Source organism: Roseobacter ponti, assembly GCF_012932215.1.
Taxonomy (GTDB): Bacteria; Pseudomonadota; Alphaproteobacteria; order Rhodobacterales; family Rhodobacteraceae; genus Roseobacter; species Roseobacter ponti.
The window spans coordinates 742,110-762,416 of record NZ_CP048788.1; the positions used below are offsets into that span (position 1 = coordinate 742,110).

Below are 20,307 nucleotides of genomic sequence, written 5' to 3' on the forward strand. Positions count from 1 at the left end.
TTGGATGCATAAAGTATCATTGTGATAGTAAAATAGTTGAGTGCGGGGCATCCGGAATCAGGGGGGCGGGAATCGTCCGGCCCGAGGGCGCGCCATAGAAAAGACACAGTTGGGTGGGTGGAACCTGAGTGATTCCTGCCGGAATATGTGGGACTATCGGTGGTTGGTCCCGGTGCTGCCAGGCCGGGTGACATCGCTGACTGGAGAGGTCCGGCGGCGCTGATCGTTTTCAGGGCCACCGACGCCCTGAAGGGATCAGCATTGCAGCAATCCGCATGTCGTAACAGGCAGGTTATACTGGCAGAGAGAAGCCTCATCAGAAGGACCGGTACCTCGCAATGTGGCAGCGTCGGGTTGTGGCAGATCGGCCTGATCAGCCCGATGCTGCAGTCGCCGCAGGGTTGTTGGACACACCTCGAAAAATCGGGCGGATCCTGTGATCTGATTCATGCAGCCGCAGAAATTTCAGAGATTTAAACCGCGATCAAAAGTGCCATTGTCGTTAGGTGGGAAACAATAGCCGGCGGAGTACTACCCTGAATTGTAGGCGCTTGACCGCTTCCGGACACCGTGCAACAAAAATCTGACTTTAATAATTTCATTCCATTGCCGAGTATAAAATAGCTACGATGAACCTGCGCTTTTACGGAATAATCGGTGCTGTCGCTGTGTTCAGCGTCTTTACCAATGCGCTGATGCTGACAGGGCCGCTGTTTATGCTGCAGGTCTATGACCGTGTGCTTGCGTCCCGGTCAGAAGAAACGCTGGTGGCGCTGTTCTCGCTGGTGGCGGGGCTCTATCTGCTCTACGCGCTTTTCGAGTACGCCCGCAGCCGCGCGATCGCGCGAGTGGGTGCGCAGGTGCAGTCCGAACTTGCACCCTCGGTGCTGCGCGCGCTGCTTGAACAGTCCGCACTTAAAAAGAAACCTGTGCCCGGCACTATTCAGGATCTTGATGCCGTGCGCAGCTTCCTCGGTTCACCTGTTCTGCTGGCGCTTTTTGATCTGCCCTGGACGCCGCTCTTTATTGCGGCGATTTTTCTGTTTCATCCGTTGCTGGGGTGGCTTGCCGTCGCCGGCGGCGGTGTGCTGGTGGTCGTGGCGTTGCTGAACCAGTTTCTGACGGCCCGCAAAACCGAGCAGGGCAATGCGCTGACCGGATCGGCTCAGGGGTTTGCGCGCAGCATTACGGACCGCAGTGAATACGTCTGGGCACAGGGGATGCAGTCGGCTGTGCTGGCCCGCTTTCAGCGTGCGCAGGACGAGGCCCTTACTCAATCCATGGGGGCCAATGACTGGACCGGTTCATTTTCGTCTTTCACCAAAGCGTTCCGCCTGTTTCTGCAATCGGCGATGCTGGCGCTGGGCGGCTGGCTGGTCCTGCAGCAGCAGCTGACACCCGGTGCGATGATCGCAGGCTCGATACTGCTCGGCAGAGCACTCGCGCCGATCGACATGGCGATCGGTCAGTGGCCTATGGTGCAGCGTGCCCGTCGCGGATGGCGGGATGTAAAGATCCTGCTGGCCGAGCGGCCGGCACCTGAACCCACGACCGAACTGCCGCAGCCTGAGGCGCATCTGTCGCTGCGTGATGTGACGGTTATCTTCCGGCCGGGTGATCCGGCGATCCTCAGTCAGGTCAGTCTTGACGTAAAGCCGGGCGGCGCGCTTGGCGTGATCGGTCGCAGCGGGTCGGGCAAAAGTACTCTCGCGCGTGTTCTCGCGGGGCTGCTGACACCGGTGCAGGGAGAGGTCCGCCTCGGCGGTGCCAGCCTGTCACACTACGGGCCTGAAACGCTGGGCCGGCACGTCGGCTATCTGCCCCAGGATATCCAGCTCTTCGAGGCTTCCATCGCGGAGAATATCGCGCAGCTTGATCTCGAACCTGACGCCGGCCGGATCGTGGCCGCCGCACAGAAAGCGCGGGTACACGATATCATCCTGTCGCTGCCGGAAGGCTATGATACGATCATCGGTCCTGCCAGCACGCAGCTTTCCGGTGGGCAGAAACAACGCCTGGCTCTGGCACGTGCGCTGTATCGTGACCCGGTCCTGCTGATCCTTGATGAGCCGAATTCGGCGCTGGATGCTGAAGGCTCGAATGCACTTAACGAAGCTATCGCCGTGATGAAGAGAGAGGGCAGGAGCGTCATCATCATGACCCACCGCCCGACGGCCATTCAGTCCTGCGACGAACTGCTGGTGCTGGAGCGGGGTAAGGTCACGGCCTACGGTCCGCGCGACGAGATCATCAGGTCGATGATGACCAATGCGGAACGGGTAAAAAAATCCATGAAGATCGGAGCGGTCGGTGAGTAAGCGCTGGAGTGCAAAGTGGCCCCTGATCACCGGCGCCGTATCGGTCGTCATTCTGCTCGGGGGCATGGGGTACTGGTCTGTGAATACTGAAATCGCGGGCGCGGTGATCGCCAATGGCAGGCTGCAGGTCGAAAATGACAGCCAGGTCGTACAGCATCCGGATGGCGGTGTGGTACAGGATATTCTGGTGCGGGACGGGGACAGGGTTGCCGCAGGCGATACGCTGATCCGGCTGGACGATGTCTTTCTGCGCACCGAACTGGTCGTGATTGAGGGCCAGCTTGCCGAAATATATGTCCGCAAGGCGCGCCTGCAGAGCGAACGCGACGGCGCGACTGATCTGAGCTACGGGCCGGCGCCGGAATTTGTTCTTATCTCCCGCCAGGAAGTGGAGGACCAGAAAGCCGGCCAGCTCGATCTTTTTCGGGCGCGCATTGAATCGAACGACCGGAACAGACTGCAGATCCGCCGTCAGCAACGTCAGGTCGAGGATAAGATCGACAGCCTGCAGGCGCAGGTGACTGCTGTCGAAACCCAGGCCGGTCTCATCGGTCGCGAAATTAAAGATGTTGAAACGCTGGTCGAAAAGGGGCTTGTGCAGGTTCCGCGGCTTCTGGAGCTGCAGCGGTCTGCGGCCGAGCTTGAAGGGCGCAGCGGTTCTCTGCGCGGACAGATCGCCGAGTCGCGAACCCGTATTTCGACGCTTGAACTTGAGCTGCTGCGCCTCGATGACGAGCGCCGGGAAGGCGCGATCACACAGTTGCGCGATCTGGAAGTCAACGAGCGTGAACTTACCGAAAGGCGCATCGCTCTGCTGGAACGCATGGGCCGGCTGAGCATCGTGGCACCGGTCAGCGGTGTGGTCTTCGGCTCTCAGGTTTTCGCCGAACGGGCCGTGATCCGTGCTGCTGATCCGCTGCTTTACCTGGTGCCCAGCGATCAGCCTCTGCACATCTCCGCAAAGATTGAGCCGACCGATATTGATCAGATTTTTCCGGGCCAGGAAGTAGCACTGATTTTCTCGTCTTTCAGCCGTCGCACAACGCCGGAAGGGTCGGGCGTGATCTCTGTTGTCTCGGCGGATGCGACGACTGATGAGACCACCGGCATGCCCTTTTACGAGGCCGTTGTGTCGATTGATGACGCCTCCATGGAGGCTCTGAGCGGGCTGGATCTTATCCCTGGTATGCCCGTTGAAACGTACATCAAAACCGATCTGCGGACGCCCATGTCCTATATGGTGCAGCCGCTAGCGATCTATTTCAAGCGTGCTTTCCGGGAAGAATAACCCGTTTGCATGACGGGTAAACCTGCCCGTACCGACCGCTGAAAACAGTCCTCCGGCACCCTGAACCGGACCCTCAGATTACCTTCTGACGCCTGTCTCAGACGCCGCGTCACGATTCTCTGTGTGCTGTAATCCCCGGGTTATTTTCCTTACCGATTCGAAGAGCGGACAGCACGCCATAAGCGGAATTCTACCTATCCGGGATGTTCTATTAATACGAGATATCCAAAAATTTACACAATGATAACTTGTGTAAAAAATATAATTAAATCAAATAATTACGTTAATATGACGCCGAAGAGCGATAGATATTGACGTCGCCCATACCTGTCAGCCACGCTGGACAGCGAGTTATTTATGGAGGCGATGATACGCTGCCAACTTTATTGATTGACTGTGGTTAAAATAAGGCAGTGCCCTGAGCAGCGCTGCCGCTGTACGCCGAAAGAAGCGCATTCTGCATAACGCAATCTGAGTTGACTGTTTGTCAGCAATGCCGGGACATCCGTTCCGGCAAACCGTCGCCCTTTGTTTTTTTGCAAAGGAGTTTGCAATGCCGATTGATACGATCATCTTCGAGGGCGAAGACCTTACCCTGACAACGACACCCTCGGGCAGCGCAAGCCTCGCGCGGACGCAGTTCGGAAACTGGGAAAAGAATGGCATTGATGCGTCCGATGGGGAAGACAACGGCGTTGCCGCCAGCAACCCGGGTTTGCCGGAGTTCGATGAATATGGTCTCAGGGCAGGTTATTCCGGCGACGGCTATCTGGATATCAACGGCAACGCTCAGCCGAAGGCGTCGTTTACCGTCGATACGGCTGATGTCCCGCCCGGCGATTACCAGCTGACGATCCGCGGCGACTCCTCAACGGACCGTTTCATCCAGATCGAAATAGACGGCGTCGTACAGACAACCGACAGCGTCGCAGCCCAGAGTTTCGGCACCGGCAGCTTCTCTGAATGGGAATTGCGCACCTTTGACATCACGATCCCCGAAAGCACCGAACCGGTGGTCATCACAATCGTCCAGGTCACAGCAACTGCGGCACCCAACATCGACGCGATCGCGCTGCATGATATCGGTGAGGCGGTCACATTCTTTGCACCTGAGATCGTCTCCGTTCCTGTATTCGAAATGGAAGATAACGGGAGCGTCGTCGGCACGATCGAGGCGACCGACACGCAGGACGTTACCGGCACAGACAGTACCCTGAGTTACGCGCTGTCAGGTGCCGACGTCGCACTCTTCAGCATCAGCGATACGGGAGAGCTCAGCTTTAATGAACAGCCTGATGCCGACACGCCGTCTTCGGCGGCGGGAAATAACACCTATTCGGTGACGGTCGAAGTGGACGACGGGGTCGAGTCTGTCACCCAGGACGTCACAGTCAATGTGGTTGAAGCGGTCGTCAGACCGGTCATTGAGCCGATTATCGTGCTCGTCGAGGACGCAATCATTCCGGACGGTGCGGACACTGTGCTGCGCTCGCAGGACGGTAACCCTGAAGGCACCGTTACCGGCAAAGATATATACGGTCTGTGGGAAGGATACAGCGGCACAGGCTATATCGACTTCAACACGATCGGTAGTGGTATTGCAGGTGATGAAGCCTTCAGCTTTGACGTCACAGTTGCAGAGGCCGGGCTCTACAGCATGCATCTCCGGCTCATGTCGATCAGTGGCAACCGCCCGCTCGACATCGGTGTGAACGGGATCACTCAGCAGGCCTCTGTTGCGACCAGCGGCACCGGTTTCGGTAACGATACATGGCTTGTCCGTGACGCGATACCGCTGGAACTCGCAGAGGGCACGAACACGATCACTATCGCGATCCCTGACGGAGTGAATAACGGCCCGAACATCGACGCGATCGCAATTACGACGGAAGGCGATGCGGCACCGGTCTTTCCGGCAAGCAATGAAGCACCGGTCTTTGACAATGCGCCCACAGCAGTCGACGTCGAGGAGAACGCGAGTGAAGTTGCTGATTTCACCGTCACAGACGACGGTCTCGGTGATGTAACGTATACGCTCACCGGCGCGGATGCGGCGCTTTTTGAGATTTCTGATACCGGCAGCCTGTCCTTTATCACGCCTCCGGTTTTCGACGACGGGGATGGTGCCACCAACAGCTACAACGTCAGCGTGACCATCAGCGATGAGGCGAACACCGATGCCGTCAATGGCGACAGTGTCGTGCCCGAAACTGTTGATGTGGTGGTCACTGTCACCGAAGAGATCGTCACACCTGTGATCGATCCGATCATCGCGCTGGCGGAAGATGCAGTCATTCCCGACGGGGCGACGACACGGCTGAGCTCTCAGGTTGAGAGCTTTGAAAATCCCAGCTCCTTCGGAAGCAAAGATGCCTATGGTCTGTGGCCGGGTTACAGCGGCACCGGATACGTTGACTTTAACGGCGACGGCACCGGCATCACCGGTGTGGAAGCGATTACCTTTGAAATTACCGTCGCCGAAGCCGGCGTTTATGACATGTACGTCCGGTTCACGAATAATGCGCCTGATCGTCCGCTTGATATTGGTGTGAACGGTGAACTGCAGGAGGCTGAAGCGGCCTTTATAGGTACCGGTTTTGGCAACTGGAGCGTCACTGACGCGATTGCTCTCAGTCTCGACGTGGGCCTGAACACGGTGACCTTCGCGGTCCCGGCGGGAAAAAACAACGGCCCGAATATCGACGCCATCGCCATTACGAGCAGCGGTGACCCCGCACCGGTTTTCCCGGCTGAAAACGAGGCGCCCGTCTTTGACGTCGCACCCGCTGCCGTCGATGTGGCAGAGAACACGACAGAGGTTGCCGACTTCTCCGTCGCGGATGATGGTCTGGGCGATGTAACCTACGCGCTCAGCGGTCCGGATGCAGCACTCTTTGAGATTTCCGACACCGGCAGCCTCTCATTCATTGCGGCCCCCGACTTTGAGACGCCCGGCAGCGACGCAGGGACCAACACCTATAATGTCACTGTCAGCATCAGCGACGAGGCGAATACGCCGGCGGTAAACGGGACGACAGTTGCTCCCGAAATGGTGGATGTCGTTGTCACCGTAACAGACGTGGTCGGAGACGTGCCGCCCTCTGCCGTGACGCTCACAGCCGTGCCCTTTGACGAGGAAGTTGCCGGTGCGGTTGTTGCGACTGTCGCCGTGACCGATCCCGATACCACCTACAGTGCGGCCGACCTGGTCCTGACGGATCCGTCTGAGCTCTTTGAGCTTGTGGACGGCGACGCGGGCGTCGAGGTCAGGCTGATTGCCGGTGAGGCACTCGATTTTGAAGAGGCGCTTGAGCCGGAGATCTCTGTGTCAGCCGCAGGGGTTTCATCTTTACCGCTGACCGTCATTCCGACAGACGTCACCGAAGACGTGCCGGCCTCTGCCGTGACGCTCACGGCCGTTGCCTTTGACGAAAACGTAGCCGGTGCCGTTGTCGCGACTGTCGCCGTGACCGATCCTGATACGACATACGCAGCCGCCGATCTGCTGCTCACGGACGCTTCAGGGCTTTTTGAGCTTGTCGATGGCGATGCGGGTGTTGAGGTGAAACTCAAAGCCGGCGAAGCGCTCGATTTTGAAGCGGGCCTGGAGCCGCAGATCTTTGTGTCGCTCGGGGCACTGAACTCCGAGACGCTGACCGTTATACCGGAGGATATCGATGAAGGTCCCCGTCAGGTGACATTCGAAGGTGCGATCACCTCCTACAGCACCCAGGACAGACCGGATACCGGAACCGCGACGCCGACAGAAGCCGGCACCAGCCTTGAGGTCTCCGGCAATCTGTGGAAGCGCGTCGATATCGGCGAAGCCTTTGATATCACAGACAACAGTAAGCTTCTCGTGGACATCGAGCCTGGCGTAAACACGCCCGAGCTGGTGCTGATCGGCTTTGACGCCGACGACAGCCCGTTTCAGGTCGATGAGAATTCAATCTTTAATCTTGCAGGCTCCCAGACGCCGCCTGGCACACTGGTGGATCTGCGTGGCACAGGCGAGGTCCAGCCGGATGGCAAACTGCGTTTTGAGATCGATCTGAGCGGTCTGGCCGGCCAGTCGTTCAGCAGCATTGTCGTTGCATCCGACGATGACAACGCGACCGACGGATACGGGTCGGTCACGTTCTCCAATGTGTTCCTGTCCAACGAACCCGGAGACACGGGTGGAAACACCGCGCCTGAAACAGTTGGCGGTGGCATTTCTGATTTCTCAGTCGACGAAGGGGGTTCGCTTGAGGTCGATCTGCCGTTCATCGATCAGGAAGGCGACCCGATCACCTATGGCTTTGAAGTTCTCGATGATACCGGTGCGCCGGTGGTGGTCGCCGGGCTGGGCATAAGCGGAAACGTTCTGAGCGGCCCTGCGCCGGTGCTTCCCGGTGTCTATACCATCAACATCACAGCCGATGACGGGCAGGGGGGTATCGGGACTGACAGTTTCGAGGTGACCGTCGTCGATATCAACGATGCACCCGTGGCGCAGGATGTGGCGTTTGAGCCCTTCTTCGGAGCTGTGGGCCAGGCGATCGATGAGATCGATATCGCACAGTTTGCCGGTGCTTTCAGCGATCCGGACGGCGATACTCTTGAGCTTATCGTCAGTGGTCTGCCGCAGGGCATGAGCGTCAACAGTGAGGGTGTGATCACCGGAACACCGACCGACACCGGTTCAGGGTCATTCAGCATTATCGCGCGCGACCCTGACGGGGCGGAAAGTGCGCCGGTTATTATCGAGCTGATCATCGACGCGCCGCAACTGGGCGACGAGGTCATCATTGAGGCCGAAGATTTCACCGGGCTGCCTGATGCGCTGAATTTCTACAGCGCGGCACAGGTGGGGGCCTCCGAGAACAGGCTGATCCGCGTTGATGGTGGCGAGGCCGGTCTGGTGACCTCTCAGCTGTCACTGAACGGCGTGGCCGAAGGGTTCTATCAGGTCCGGATCGACATGTATGACGAGACCGACGGGACGGCGACATTCTCGCTGCAGATCGGCGGTACGGTTCTTGCCAGTGACGCGACAATCGACGGGCTTGGTGAATTCAACGGAGACGGTGTTACCGGTCGCGGCAATGCGGGACAGGTGGGCAACAGTAAAACGATCAGTTTCGATCCCGTTGTTTTCATCGATGCTGATACCCTTCTGACCCTCTCGGGCCAGGCAGACGGTGAGCTTTTGCGGACGGACCGGCTGGTTCTGACGCGGGTCGAGCAGCCGAACATCCTGCCCGAAGCGATCACTCTGACTTCTTCCGAGGTTGCAGAGGCAACCGACGGTGCTGTCGTTGGCGACCTGTCCGCCACCGATCCTGACGGGGATGATGGCGCGGTGTCTTTCACGGTTGCAGATGAAAGCCCGTTTGAAATTGTTGGCACCACGCTGAAACTCAAAGCCGGCCAGACGCTGGATTTTGAAACCATCACAAGCATTGACGTTGATGTGACGGCCGAAGACGCAGATGGGGGCATTTCGGTTGCGACACTGACGATCGCGGTTACCGATGTCGACGAAGCACCGACTGGTCTGATCCTTGTTGGTGACAGTGTCGATGAGAATGCTGCTGGTGCGATCATCGGCACGCTGGGAGCAACTGATCCCGAAGACGGTACGCTGACCTTCAGCGTGACCGATCCGCGGTTTGTCGTCGAGGGAACAACCCTGCGTCTGGCGGACGGTGTATCGCTTGATGCCGAAGACCCGACACCTGTTACCGTCGAGGTTTCTGTAACCGACGGGACGACTCCGTCCAGCGAAACCTTTGACATCACCGTGAACGATGTGAACGAGGCACCGACACTGGCGGATGGCGCGGTTCTCAACGATGTCACTGTTGATTTTGCGACCGGAGAGCGCGTCGATCTTTCGGTGCTGGGTGCCACCGATCCGGACGGCGATGCGGTCGGATTTACCGTGCGCAGCGCAACGACCGATCCGCTGCCGGCCGGTATCACCATCGATGGCGGCGAGCTTGTTGTGGCTGATGACCTTGCGCCGGGGACCTATGCGATCGAAGTGCTGGCCACCGATGGCGCGCTGGACTCCGCGCCGGTCGGCCTGTCGGTCACTGTGGGCGATCCTGCACCTTTCGTACCGTTCGAAGTACAGCCTTCGGACGCCAGCATCACGCTGTCCACCGCGCCGGACGGCGATGCGACAGTCACCATTCACCGCGATGAAAACGTGGCCGGGGATGCGGAAACTGCCGGTGGCGGAAAAATTCTCGAAAACGGGATCCGGGCAGGTTATTCCGGTACCGGTTATGTCGATTTCGGAGACGACCCGGGTGACGCTGCGGTCTTTACCTTCATCGTGCCGGTTGCGGGTGAATACGACCTGAATATCCGCTACGCGTCACAGGACGCCGGCGGCAATCCCCGCACGCTCGATATTGCAATCAATGACGGTGATCCTGCGACGACCGTTTTCGCCAGTACCGGTCCCGGTACCGGTGATGCCGCGCTGCAGGGCTTCAACGTCTGGGGCTTTGTCACTCAGACCGTTACGCTGGAAGCGGGCCAGAATACGGTATCGCTGATCATGTCACCCGGTACGAATGCCGGTCCGAACGTGGACCGCATTGAAATCACCGGGGCCGGCACCGGTCCGATTGTGACCGACACGACCGCGGATGAAGGTGATGATCTCGCGGCGACAGGCCCCGTGGATGCGGTTGAAGCCGTTGATGCGGATGCCGTCGACTTCACGCTTGCGGGTGTGGATGACGATATCATTCTGGTTGAGGCTTCCGTTAACGGCGGCGGTTTCGCCGAGGTGATCCCGGTTGCGGATATTGTGACGCTGGATCTTTCCGGCGCAGGAGAGGGGGAGGTTACCGTCACCTTCCGCGTGAGTGATGAGGCCGGCAACACAGCTGAAACCGGGGCGTCGGTCACCATCGGCGAGGTGGTTGTCGCGCCGTTTGACCTGACCATCCAGCTGGAGGCACGTGACGACACCGTCACGATTATCGATGACACAGGCACTGGTGAGGGGGACCCTGCTTCGACGCAGGTGCGCGACAGTCTGAACCCGGAGGCCAACAGCAACGGCGGCAAGGTCGACGGTCTGTGGCCGGGTTTCAACGGCACCGGCTATCTGGATATGGGTACCGATGTCGGTGATGCCTATTCCTTTGAGGTCGATGTGCCGGAAGCGGGCGAATATGTCTTTGATTTCCGCTTCAATCAGGGCAGTGGCACAACCCCGACACGTCCGATGACGCTGAGCGTCGGGACAGAGGTTGCGGCGACGCTGGACTTCCCGAGCAACGGCGACTGGACCATCTGGCAGACCGAATCCGCCACGGTCACGCTCGCGGCCGGGGTGAATGTCATCACTATGACCAATACGGTTGCGAATGGTCCGAACTTTGACCAGGTGGAAATCACTCGCGCCGGCGTTGTGCCGGATACATCAGCGGATGAGGACGAATTCCCGCTGGAACTGGGTGGTCCTTCGGGCACGCTGTCTCCGTCACAGGTCGGCTCCATCAGCCTGAACGTCAGCGGTGATGACGAGGATATCGTCAAATTCGAGATCAGCTTTGATGGCGGAACGACCCGCTCTGAAGTGCCCGCCATCGATGCGGACGGCGACTTTGTCATAGACGGCTCCGGACTGGCACCGGGACTGCAGACTGTGACGCTGATCGTCACGGATGATGCCGGCAACGAGGCGAGCGACGCGATTTCGTTCTTCATCCCGCAGCCCGGGATCGATCCGATCACCCTGCAGGCGGAAGACGCGCTGATCACCGATCTGGGCGCGCCGGGCACTGGCCCGGACGGGCGTGCGGAAACACGTATCGTCAACCCTGAAAATCCTGATCCGTTCGGTAACTTCCGCGGCGGTGCTGTGGGCGATGAATACGTCGATTTCGGCGAGAACCCGGGCGATGCGATCACCTTTACGGTCGATGCTCCGGTGGCGGGAACGTACACGGCGTCTATCCGCTATGCCAACGGTGTGGATGCGAGCCGTCCACTTGTGCTCAGCGTCAACGACGGCGCGGAAGCAACTGTTGATTTTGTGTCGACAAACCCCGGTGCCGCCACCAATGGCTGGGAAAACTGGACTGATATCGATGTGACGGTCACTCTCACCGCGGGCACGAATACCGTGAAACTGGCGATTGCCGACGGGACATCCACCGGCCCGAATATCGACCAGATCACCTTTACGCCCGATCAGGTTGAACCCGAGCAGGGATCCGAGCGCTTCACAGATGTGATCCGCGTCAACTTTGAGGCACCGCCTGAGGGCAACGGCAGCTTCAATGCCCCTGCAGGCTATACCACGCCGGCTGGTTTTGAGTCTGACACCGGCGAAGCCTACGGCGCGCGCGGTAACGGGTTCACCTATGGCTGGGTTGATATCGATGACACAACAGGAGAGGTGACCGGCACACCGCTGGCACAGCCGACGGGATCTGCGCGGTTCAAAGACGTCGTACCCGAAGCTTCTGATCTGCAGAAAACCTATCTGCACTTCGACTATCCGGGTGCGCCCGACGGGGACCGCGAACGCGCCTGGGAGATTGAGGTCGAAAACGGCACCTACGAGCTTACGGTGTCCATCGGCGACACCGGCGGACAGTACGACTCTGATTACGTTCTGAATGTCGAAGGCGTGCAGTTCGGCAACGACTGGATCCCGGTCAACCTGGCGGGTGAGCAGCTTGTTGGCGGGGCATATAACTCCAGCTTTGACGGAGAGGGTTTCCGCTCGGCGCTCTTTACCGGCATCGTGCAGGTGACCGACGGCCGTCTGACCATCGACGGAACGGACGGTGAAAACGTTGAAATTCAATGGCTTGATCTGCAGCAGATCCCTGATCTCACGCCGGAAGACGGGCGCACGGCTGATCTGGATTACTCGAAATTCGTCAGTGCGGTTGCGGCCTCTACTCAGGACGGTCAGGTCACGATTGAGATCGGTGAAGACGGCACACTGCCCACAGGCATCAATCCGCTGTCAGATATCGTTGTCGGTGTGCAGCTTCAGACAGCTGAGAACAGCGGCCCGGATGTCGCCTTCACCAACGGTGTGAAACTGGTCGAGACGCTGACAGGTATTGAGGTCGCCATCAACGTTCAGGTTACCGGTGGTGCGGACAGCATGACCATCCGTCCGCTGAGCGACCTGAAGGAATTCACCAGCTATACGCTGCTGGTTGAGGACGTGCTCGATCTTGGCAGTATCTTTGACGCTGATGCGCCCAAGCGCCAGTTCCAGGATTATTCCACCACCTTCGTGACCGGTGAAACGCCGGTAGTTGAGGCAAAAGAAGTGGCCTTTACCGATCAGGTGATCCTGGATGCGACAGCAGCCGGTGCCTTCGGTACTGACGGCGGCGGCTTTGGCTATACCTCCATCGAGTTCGGACCCGACGGGAAGCTCTACGTTGCTACCATCACCGGGGTAATCAACCGCTGGGACGTGAACCCTGACGGTACTCTGGATCTGGCCAGCGCCGAGACGCTGAACCTCGGGTATTTCGATGATCGAAGCATCATCGGCCTTGCGTTTGATCCCGAGGATCCGAACACCATCTGGGTCACCGACAACGCAAATGTGCCCCGGTCGGGCAAGGCGTTTGATACGGAAGACTTCTCCGGCCAGCTGACAAAGATCACGCTGGGCAGCGGTGGTGCGTTCGAAACCGCCGTGGCGGAAACCTATATCACCGGTCTGCCGCGTTCCGGTGGTGATCACGTCACCAACTCCATCGAATTCCGCGCAAACCCCGATGCTGGTGTGGATGGTGCGCCTGAATACCTGCTCTACTTCACCCAGGGCTCGAACTCCGCGGCAGGCAGCCCTGATAACGCCTGGGGCTTCCGCCCTGAGCGTCTGTTGTCTGCGGCTGTGCTTGAAGTCGATCACACGCGCGACACCACCGATGGCCCGTTCGATGTGCAGACTGAGCCTTATGATCCTGCAGTGAATGATCCGACCTTTCGGACCACCGATGCGTTCAATGCCGACGGGACATTCCCGGAATTCTATGACCCGTTCGCCGACGGCGCGGTTCTGAAAATCTATGGTGAAGGTATCCGCAACGCCTATGACCTCGTCTGGCATTCCAACGGCAACCTCTACGTGCCGACAAATGGTACAGCGCGCGGCGGCAACACGCTGGATGATCCCGATACGGACATCAACGAAGCCATCACCGGTCTGGACAAACAGTTCGACTATCTCTTCCAGGTGCAGGAGGGCGGCTATTACGGTCACCCCAACGAACTGCTGGACAACTATGTGGTGAACGGCGGTGCCGGTGGCGATCCGAACATCTATGGCTCTGACAACGCGGCCAATACGTCAGACGGCGGTAATGAATATGCCGACGGGGTCGTACGTGACGCGGACTATGACATCGACGGTGCCTATTCGCTCGATTTCAACAAGTCCCCCAACGGCGCGACAGAATATTTCAACGATGCCTTCGGGGAAAACCTGCAGGGGGCCGTGCTCTTTGCCCAGTTCTCACAGGGCGACAATGTCCGCTATGTGCTGGTCGATCCCGTGACCGGGCGCATCACCTTTGACGACGTTCTGCGCCGCCCTGGCGGGGATGAGATCAACGAATATATCGATCCGCTCGACATCATCGAAAACCCCCTGACCGGGCAGCTCTATCTGATGACACTGAACCGCGGAACGGGGGGCAGCGAGATTATCCTGCTGAACCCCGCACCCGGTGGTGTGGCGACGGACAATACGGCAGATGAGGGCAATGATCTGGCTCTTGTGGTGGTCAATACCGACGATCCTGCAAATGTGGTCTTTGAGATCGTCGGTCTGGATGACGATATCCAGACCATCACTGTCGCCTTCGATGGCGGTGCCGCTCAACCGGTCACACCGGACGGCAACAATCAGTTCACAGCCAGTGTCGGTGCCGACAGCGGCACAGTCAGCGCGGTTCTTACCGTGACTGACGACAACGCTAACACCGCCTCCGACACAACGACCGTTGTGTTTGACACAACCGGCGACGGCTCGACCACAATTGACGCACTTTCATTTACCGTGCTCAGCACGCTGACAGGCACTTCCGCCACCATTATCCGGGACATCAATGACCCGAGCACACATGAAAGCGGTGGCGGCAACGACTCCAACGGCGACGGGCTGAACGACGGCTTTGACGGCGGTGGCTATCTTGACCCGAACGGGGTGGCCGAAGACAAGGCATCGTTCACATATGTCGCGGCAGCGGCCGGCGTATATGAGTTCAGCTTCCGCGTGGCGGCCAACAATGACCGCTCGATCAGCATCAATACCGGTGATCAGGCAGTGCCGATCACGGTCAACACCGGATCTTTCACCAACTGGCAGAGCGAAGTGATCACTCTGACGCTGGAGGCCGGGGTCAACACGATCGTCATCGAACAGACGAGTGCATCCGGGCCCAATATCGACAGTGTGACGATCACGCCGCAGGATGTGGAAGATGTCACGGCCGATGAGGGCGGCGATCTTGATATCGTCGTTGTCGATCTGAGTGATCTGTCGAATGCGAGCTTCTCGATTTCGGGTGCAGACAACGATCTGACAACGCTGTCGGTTGCTTTCTCTGACGGGACGGCCACGGCGACAGCCACGCCGGTGGGCAACGGTCTTTTCACCGTTGATCTGAGCGGTCTGTCCGGAGACGCCACCGCCATCCTGACGGTGGTCGACGACGCCGGAAACATCGCAACGGATGCGGCGGCCTTCTCGCTCGACGAGACCATTCCGAACGACGGCACAGAGCAGGTGAACAACCTGACCTATGTTATCTATGAGGCGGAAAACGCGACACTTGATGGTCCGGTTGTCGCCACAGAAGACCGTACGCAATCAGGTGATTTTGTGGACTTTGACGGCACGACCGATCAGAGCATTACCTGGACGGTGCAGGTGCCGCAGGACGGCGACTATGCGCTCGACATCATCTATGCTCTGTCGACGTCCAAAGATCCGCGGCCTATGACGCTGAGCGTCGATGGCACGCTGATTGAAACGCTCGCCTTTGCCCCAAACAGTAATGATCTGGAGACCTCATGGGGGCCTCAGACTACGACGCTGACGCTTGATGCAGGGGTGCACGAGATTACCGTGACAGCACCGGGTGCCAACGGTCCGAACGTGGACTATCTGCGCATCACCCAGTCGCCACTGACGGAGCCTCTGGATCTGACAGCGGATGTGGGGGATGATCTGGCGCTGATAGTCATTGATCAGACTGATCCCGCAGCGGTCGTGCTGGAGATCAGCGGACTGGATGATGACATCACCACGGCGCAGATCACTTTCGGCGGCGGGGCACCACAGTCTGTCGCTGCTGTAAACGGTCTCGTGACGCTCGACAGCGGTATCACCTTTGGTCAGGTGCAGGCGGTGCTGAGCATTGTCGATGACGCTGAAAACACCGCTTCGGCAGAGGTGGAGGTCACAATTGCGCCCGAGGGCAATCCGAACGCGGATATCGGGGTGCAGAGCCTTGATGCGGCGTTCTTCTCAGACAGGCTGCACTTCTCCTATCTGGAGAACAACACCGCTGTGACCACTGCGCGTGATTTCAAAGACTCAGCAACCGTGCGCATCGAGAACACCGGCAGCGAAGATCTGGAGTTCCTCGGGGCGACAGTTTCCGGTCCGTTCGATCTGGCCGATGAAACGGTCTTTGACAATCTGGTTCTGGCAGCCGGGCAAACCATCGATATTGAAGTCCTGTTCGACAATACCGAGATCAACCCAAAGCCTGCCAACAATCAGAACGGCGTGCAGACGGGTGAGCTGACGATTGTGACCAATGACGCGGAAGACCCCTTCGTCACGGTTGATCTTGCCGGGTTCTGGCAGCCCCGCGATGAGGGCGGAAATGAGCCTAACATCAATGAGGTGTGGCAGCTCTTCGGCTTTGGTAATCAGATCGACGGTTTGTCCCTCACCGGTGGTGGCGGCAGTTCGACGCTCGATTTCTTCGACCTCTATCTGCCTGAAGACGAAACCGAGGTTCTGTCGCCTTACTGGCAGATTGCCGAGGGCTTCACAGAGGCACGGATTACCCAGATTGCGGCCTATCACGGTCCGGGTGGTGCATCGCTGGGTCTGCACGGGCCCGGAGATAAGGGCGGCTCTAACGAGATCAGTTTTGGCAGCCACGAAGGCACCGATAACCAGACTGTGCTGCCAACCCGCAGCAACGACGAGCAGATGACGCAGACCTTCACAAATGCCACCATTCCCGATGGCTGGACAGGCGACAACGTCTTTGGCATTGAAGTCGCTGGTCTGTCCACTGATCCGACACTGAACCCGACAGGCGCCGGAGCGCCAACGCAGGCGCAGCTGGATGCCAGGTTCCCCGGAGAGGGATACACCGTGGTGAACGGCAACGTCTTTGACGGTGACGGCAATCCGATATCCGACGGCTACACCGTGCGGGTATTCCAAGCCGTCGACCCCGAAGGCACCGCGATCGACAACGTGTTCCTCGTGGTCATGGACTACACCGGCATTAACTATGACTATAACGACAATATGTACGTTATTGAGGGTGTGCAGCCTGTCTTTAACGGCGCACAGTTTGTTGTCTCGGGTCTTGATGACGCGGCAGCGGACGACCGGCTCGTCTTCACCAATATCGAGAATGGTCCGGCAGGCCAGGAGTTCCGCAACGAGGCGACATTTACGATCTCGAACCCCGGGTTCGCGGCCGCGGCCATCGAAGATATCACCATCGGCGGTGCCGATGCGGATGCCTTCGAGATCTCGGGCGGATCGCCGGCGTTTATCAACCCCGGTCAGTCGCTGGATATCACTGTGACCTATACCGGCATTGACGGCGTTAATGATGATGCAGCGGTGCTGCAGCAGGCGGTGCTGACCATCGCATCACCGCTGGGCGACCAGACGATATCGCTCGCCGGTCTTGCGCAGTTCCAGTCAGAGGAGGGCGAAGAGCCAACCGTCGCACAGATTGTCGAGGCCTTTGGCTATACGACTGATGTGGCCCAGGACGCTCTGGACAATGACGGGGTGGTAGAGGCGGTCGGTGATGAGGTTCTGATGCCGTATCTGCAGCGTCTGGACGACACAAAACCGGTAGAGGTCATCAACATGGCGGCCTTCCTGCAGCAGGGCAATATCAGCCGGCTCAGCATCCATGACACGGATTCTGATGATCTGACCGAGCTCTTTGCAGGCGACGACAATCAGGGTCAGACGGTCCTGCCCGACGGTCTTGTCGTCGGTACAGGCGACACCGGCTCAGTTGGCCGCGCGATACTGAACCGGGATACCGGCTTTGGTCTCAAGGTCACTGTGGATGGTCGCCCGACCTTTGCGGCATGGACCGATCCTGAGATCAACAAGGCAGACGATGCGCTTGGCGTGACGGACGAGGGGCATTACATCCGCTTCTTTGAGGCCAAGGATGCCAATGGCGATGTGATCGAAGGCACATTTATCGGGATCCAGGATTATCCCGGTGGTGGCAACTTTGATTACAACGATGCCATGTTCCTCGTGACTAACGTCCAGCCTTACGATCTGTCGGCTGCTGAGGATGCGAACGGCAATAACATCAACGATGCGCTGGAAACCGACACCGACGGTGACGGCACGGCGGACTTCTTTGATGGTGTTCAGGCGCCCGACACACAGGCACCCTTCGGTGGCACAGCACCTGTTCTCAGCGACAGCCTGAGCGTGGATGCTGATACCTTTGACACCGGTGGTCAGGGTGTTGCCTGGAATGACGATCCGGGCAAAAACGGCGGTGACCCGAACCGGACGGACAGTGACGTGGAGATCATCGGCGGTGCGATCGCATTTATCGAAAGCGGCGAATGGGTTGAATACACGGTCAATGTCAGTGAAGCGGGGATCTTTGATCTCTCGACTATTGCCAAGGCGCCCACCAGTGCCGCGACGATCAATGTTTCGCTAGAAAACGGGCCGGTGCTGGCAACGATTACGCTGCCGGATTCCAACGGATCCGGCGACAACAGCTTTGCCGGAACCGACTTCGGGGCAACTGATCCTGTTCAGATCGCTCTGGCGGCGGGCGAGCAGACGCTGCGGTTCACCTTCGGCGGAACCGTGGCCACAAACGGCTATGTGATGGACTTCGAGAGCTTCAGCCTTGAGCGTGTCACACCGCCGGAGCCGACAGATCAGACGCCGTTCCCGGGCCCTGATGCGCCTGGATTCACAGACGGTACCCTGACGGTTCTCGCTGCCAGCTATGACGACGGTGGTCAGGGTGTTGCCTATAACGATGCAGCAGGGCTGCAGGGTGGCACAAACGGCGGCCGCACAGGATCCGACGTCGAGGTCACAGCACTGGGTGACATCGGCTGGATCAACAGCGGCGAGTGGCTGGAATACACTGTCGATGTTCCTTCTGCGGGCACATATGACGCGGGCCTTCTGATGGCGCTGGGTGGCGGGAGCGGTCGCACGGTCACAATCGACGTGTACCGTCCCGGAGAGATATCGCCTTACGAATCCTCCGGAGCGGTTGCCAATGCGCCCACAGGTGGCTGGACCACATTCGCGCAGCGGAATGCGGGAGAGCTGTCACTGGAGGCCGGGCTGCAGGTGATCCGCCTGACATTCGAAGGCGGCAGCCAGGACATCCGGTCGTTCTCTCTCACTGAAACGGAAGAGCCGCCTGTCGGTCTCGATGCCATTGGTGAGGCCGGTAAGGTTACCTTCACGCAAACCGATGAGGATGCATGGTTCCTTGTGGAATTTGCTCAGGAACTGGACAACCCTGCGGTAGTTATGGGGCCGCTGACGACAAATGACGCCAGCCGCTCGACTGTCAGGGTGCGGAATGTCACCGATGAAGGGTTCGAATTCCAGCTTGACGAGTGGGATTACCTTAACGGGACGCATGCGTCGGAAACTGTCTCCTGGCTTGCCATTGAAAGCGGTACGCACACGGTTGATGGTCTGTCGATCACAGCCGGGATCGGCTCTGCTTCGGCGATAAGTTCCGACATCGCCTTTGGCACCGCATTTGATGACTCTCCTGTGGTTGTGGCTCAGGTAACCAGCACTAACGACCCGGACGCGGTTGTGGACCGGATCCAGGATGTGACCACGTCGGGCTTCTCCATTGAGCTCGATAACGAAGAGCTGACAACCGGGTTCCATCCGGAGGAAGATCTCGCATGGATCGCCTTTGAAAAAGGCGGTGCCGCATCCGATGGGCTTCTTGCAGGCTCCACCGGAACTGCGGTGACGGATGAGCCCTTTGAGTTCGGCTTCGGCGGTGCCTTTGCCGAGGATGAGTTTGTCCTGATCGCGGATATGCAGACCGAAAACGGCAATGACCCGGCGCTTGTGCGCCTGACCCAGTCTGACGCGGATTCAGCGACGATCTTCATTGAGGAGGATAAATCCAAAGACTCCGAACGCATTCACGTGGCCGAAGATGTGGGCTACGTGGCGCTGCTGCAGGGTGAGATCTACGACGATATCGCCTGATCAATCCGAAATACTGCGCCCGGCCTTTTATCTGTGGCCGGGCGTTTTCTGTTCCGATACCTCAGTTAATTTAATTCGGGCTCAGCTGGTCTCGCCGCGCATCACTGAGGCCCCGATGTACCCCCTAGCCCGGACCACCATGACTACGGTCCCGCGGCGCATTTGCGGACGCCTGAGCGCGTGGTGTATCTTTG

Annotated in this window: 3 protein-coding genes; all 3 read left to right on the forward strand. The window is 58.7% G+C overall.

The genetic code is table 11. The annotated features are described in order from the left end of the window. Positions 1 to 629: 629 nt before the first annotated feature. The 3 genes from G3256_RS03700 to G3256_RS03710 all read left to right on the forward strand — a co-directional run bounded on the left by G3256_RS03700 (position 630) and on the right by G3256_RS03710 (position 20,113). A complete protein-coding gene (locus tag G3256_RS03700; protein ID WP_169639544.1) occupies positions 630 to 2,318 on the forward strand; it encodes a type I secretion system permease/ATPase in 1,689 nt (562 codons plus the stop codon). Beyond that, a complete protein-coding gene (locus tag G3256_RS03705) occupies positions 2,311 to 3,606 on the forward strand; it encodes an HlyD family type I secretion periplasmic adaptor subunit (protein WP_169639545.1) in 1,296 nt (431 codons plus the stop codon). Before G3256_RS03700 ends, G3256_RS03705 begins: the two co-directional genes overlap by 8 nt. A 553-nt stretch (positions 3,607 to 4,159) precedes the next feature. Continuing rightward, positions 4,160 to 20,113, forward strand: coding sequence for a carbohydrate-binding protein (locus G3256_RS03710; protein WP_169639546.1), 15,954 nt, complete (start codon positions 4,160 to 4,162; stop codon positions 20,111 to 20,113). Positions 20,114 to 20,307 lie beyond the last annotated feature (194 nt).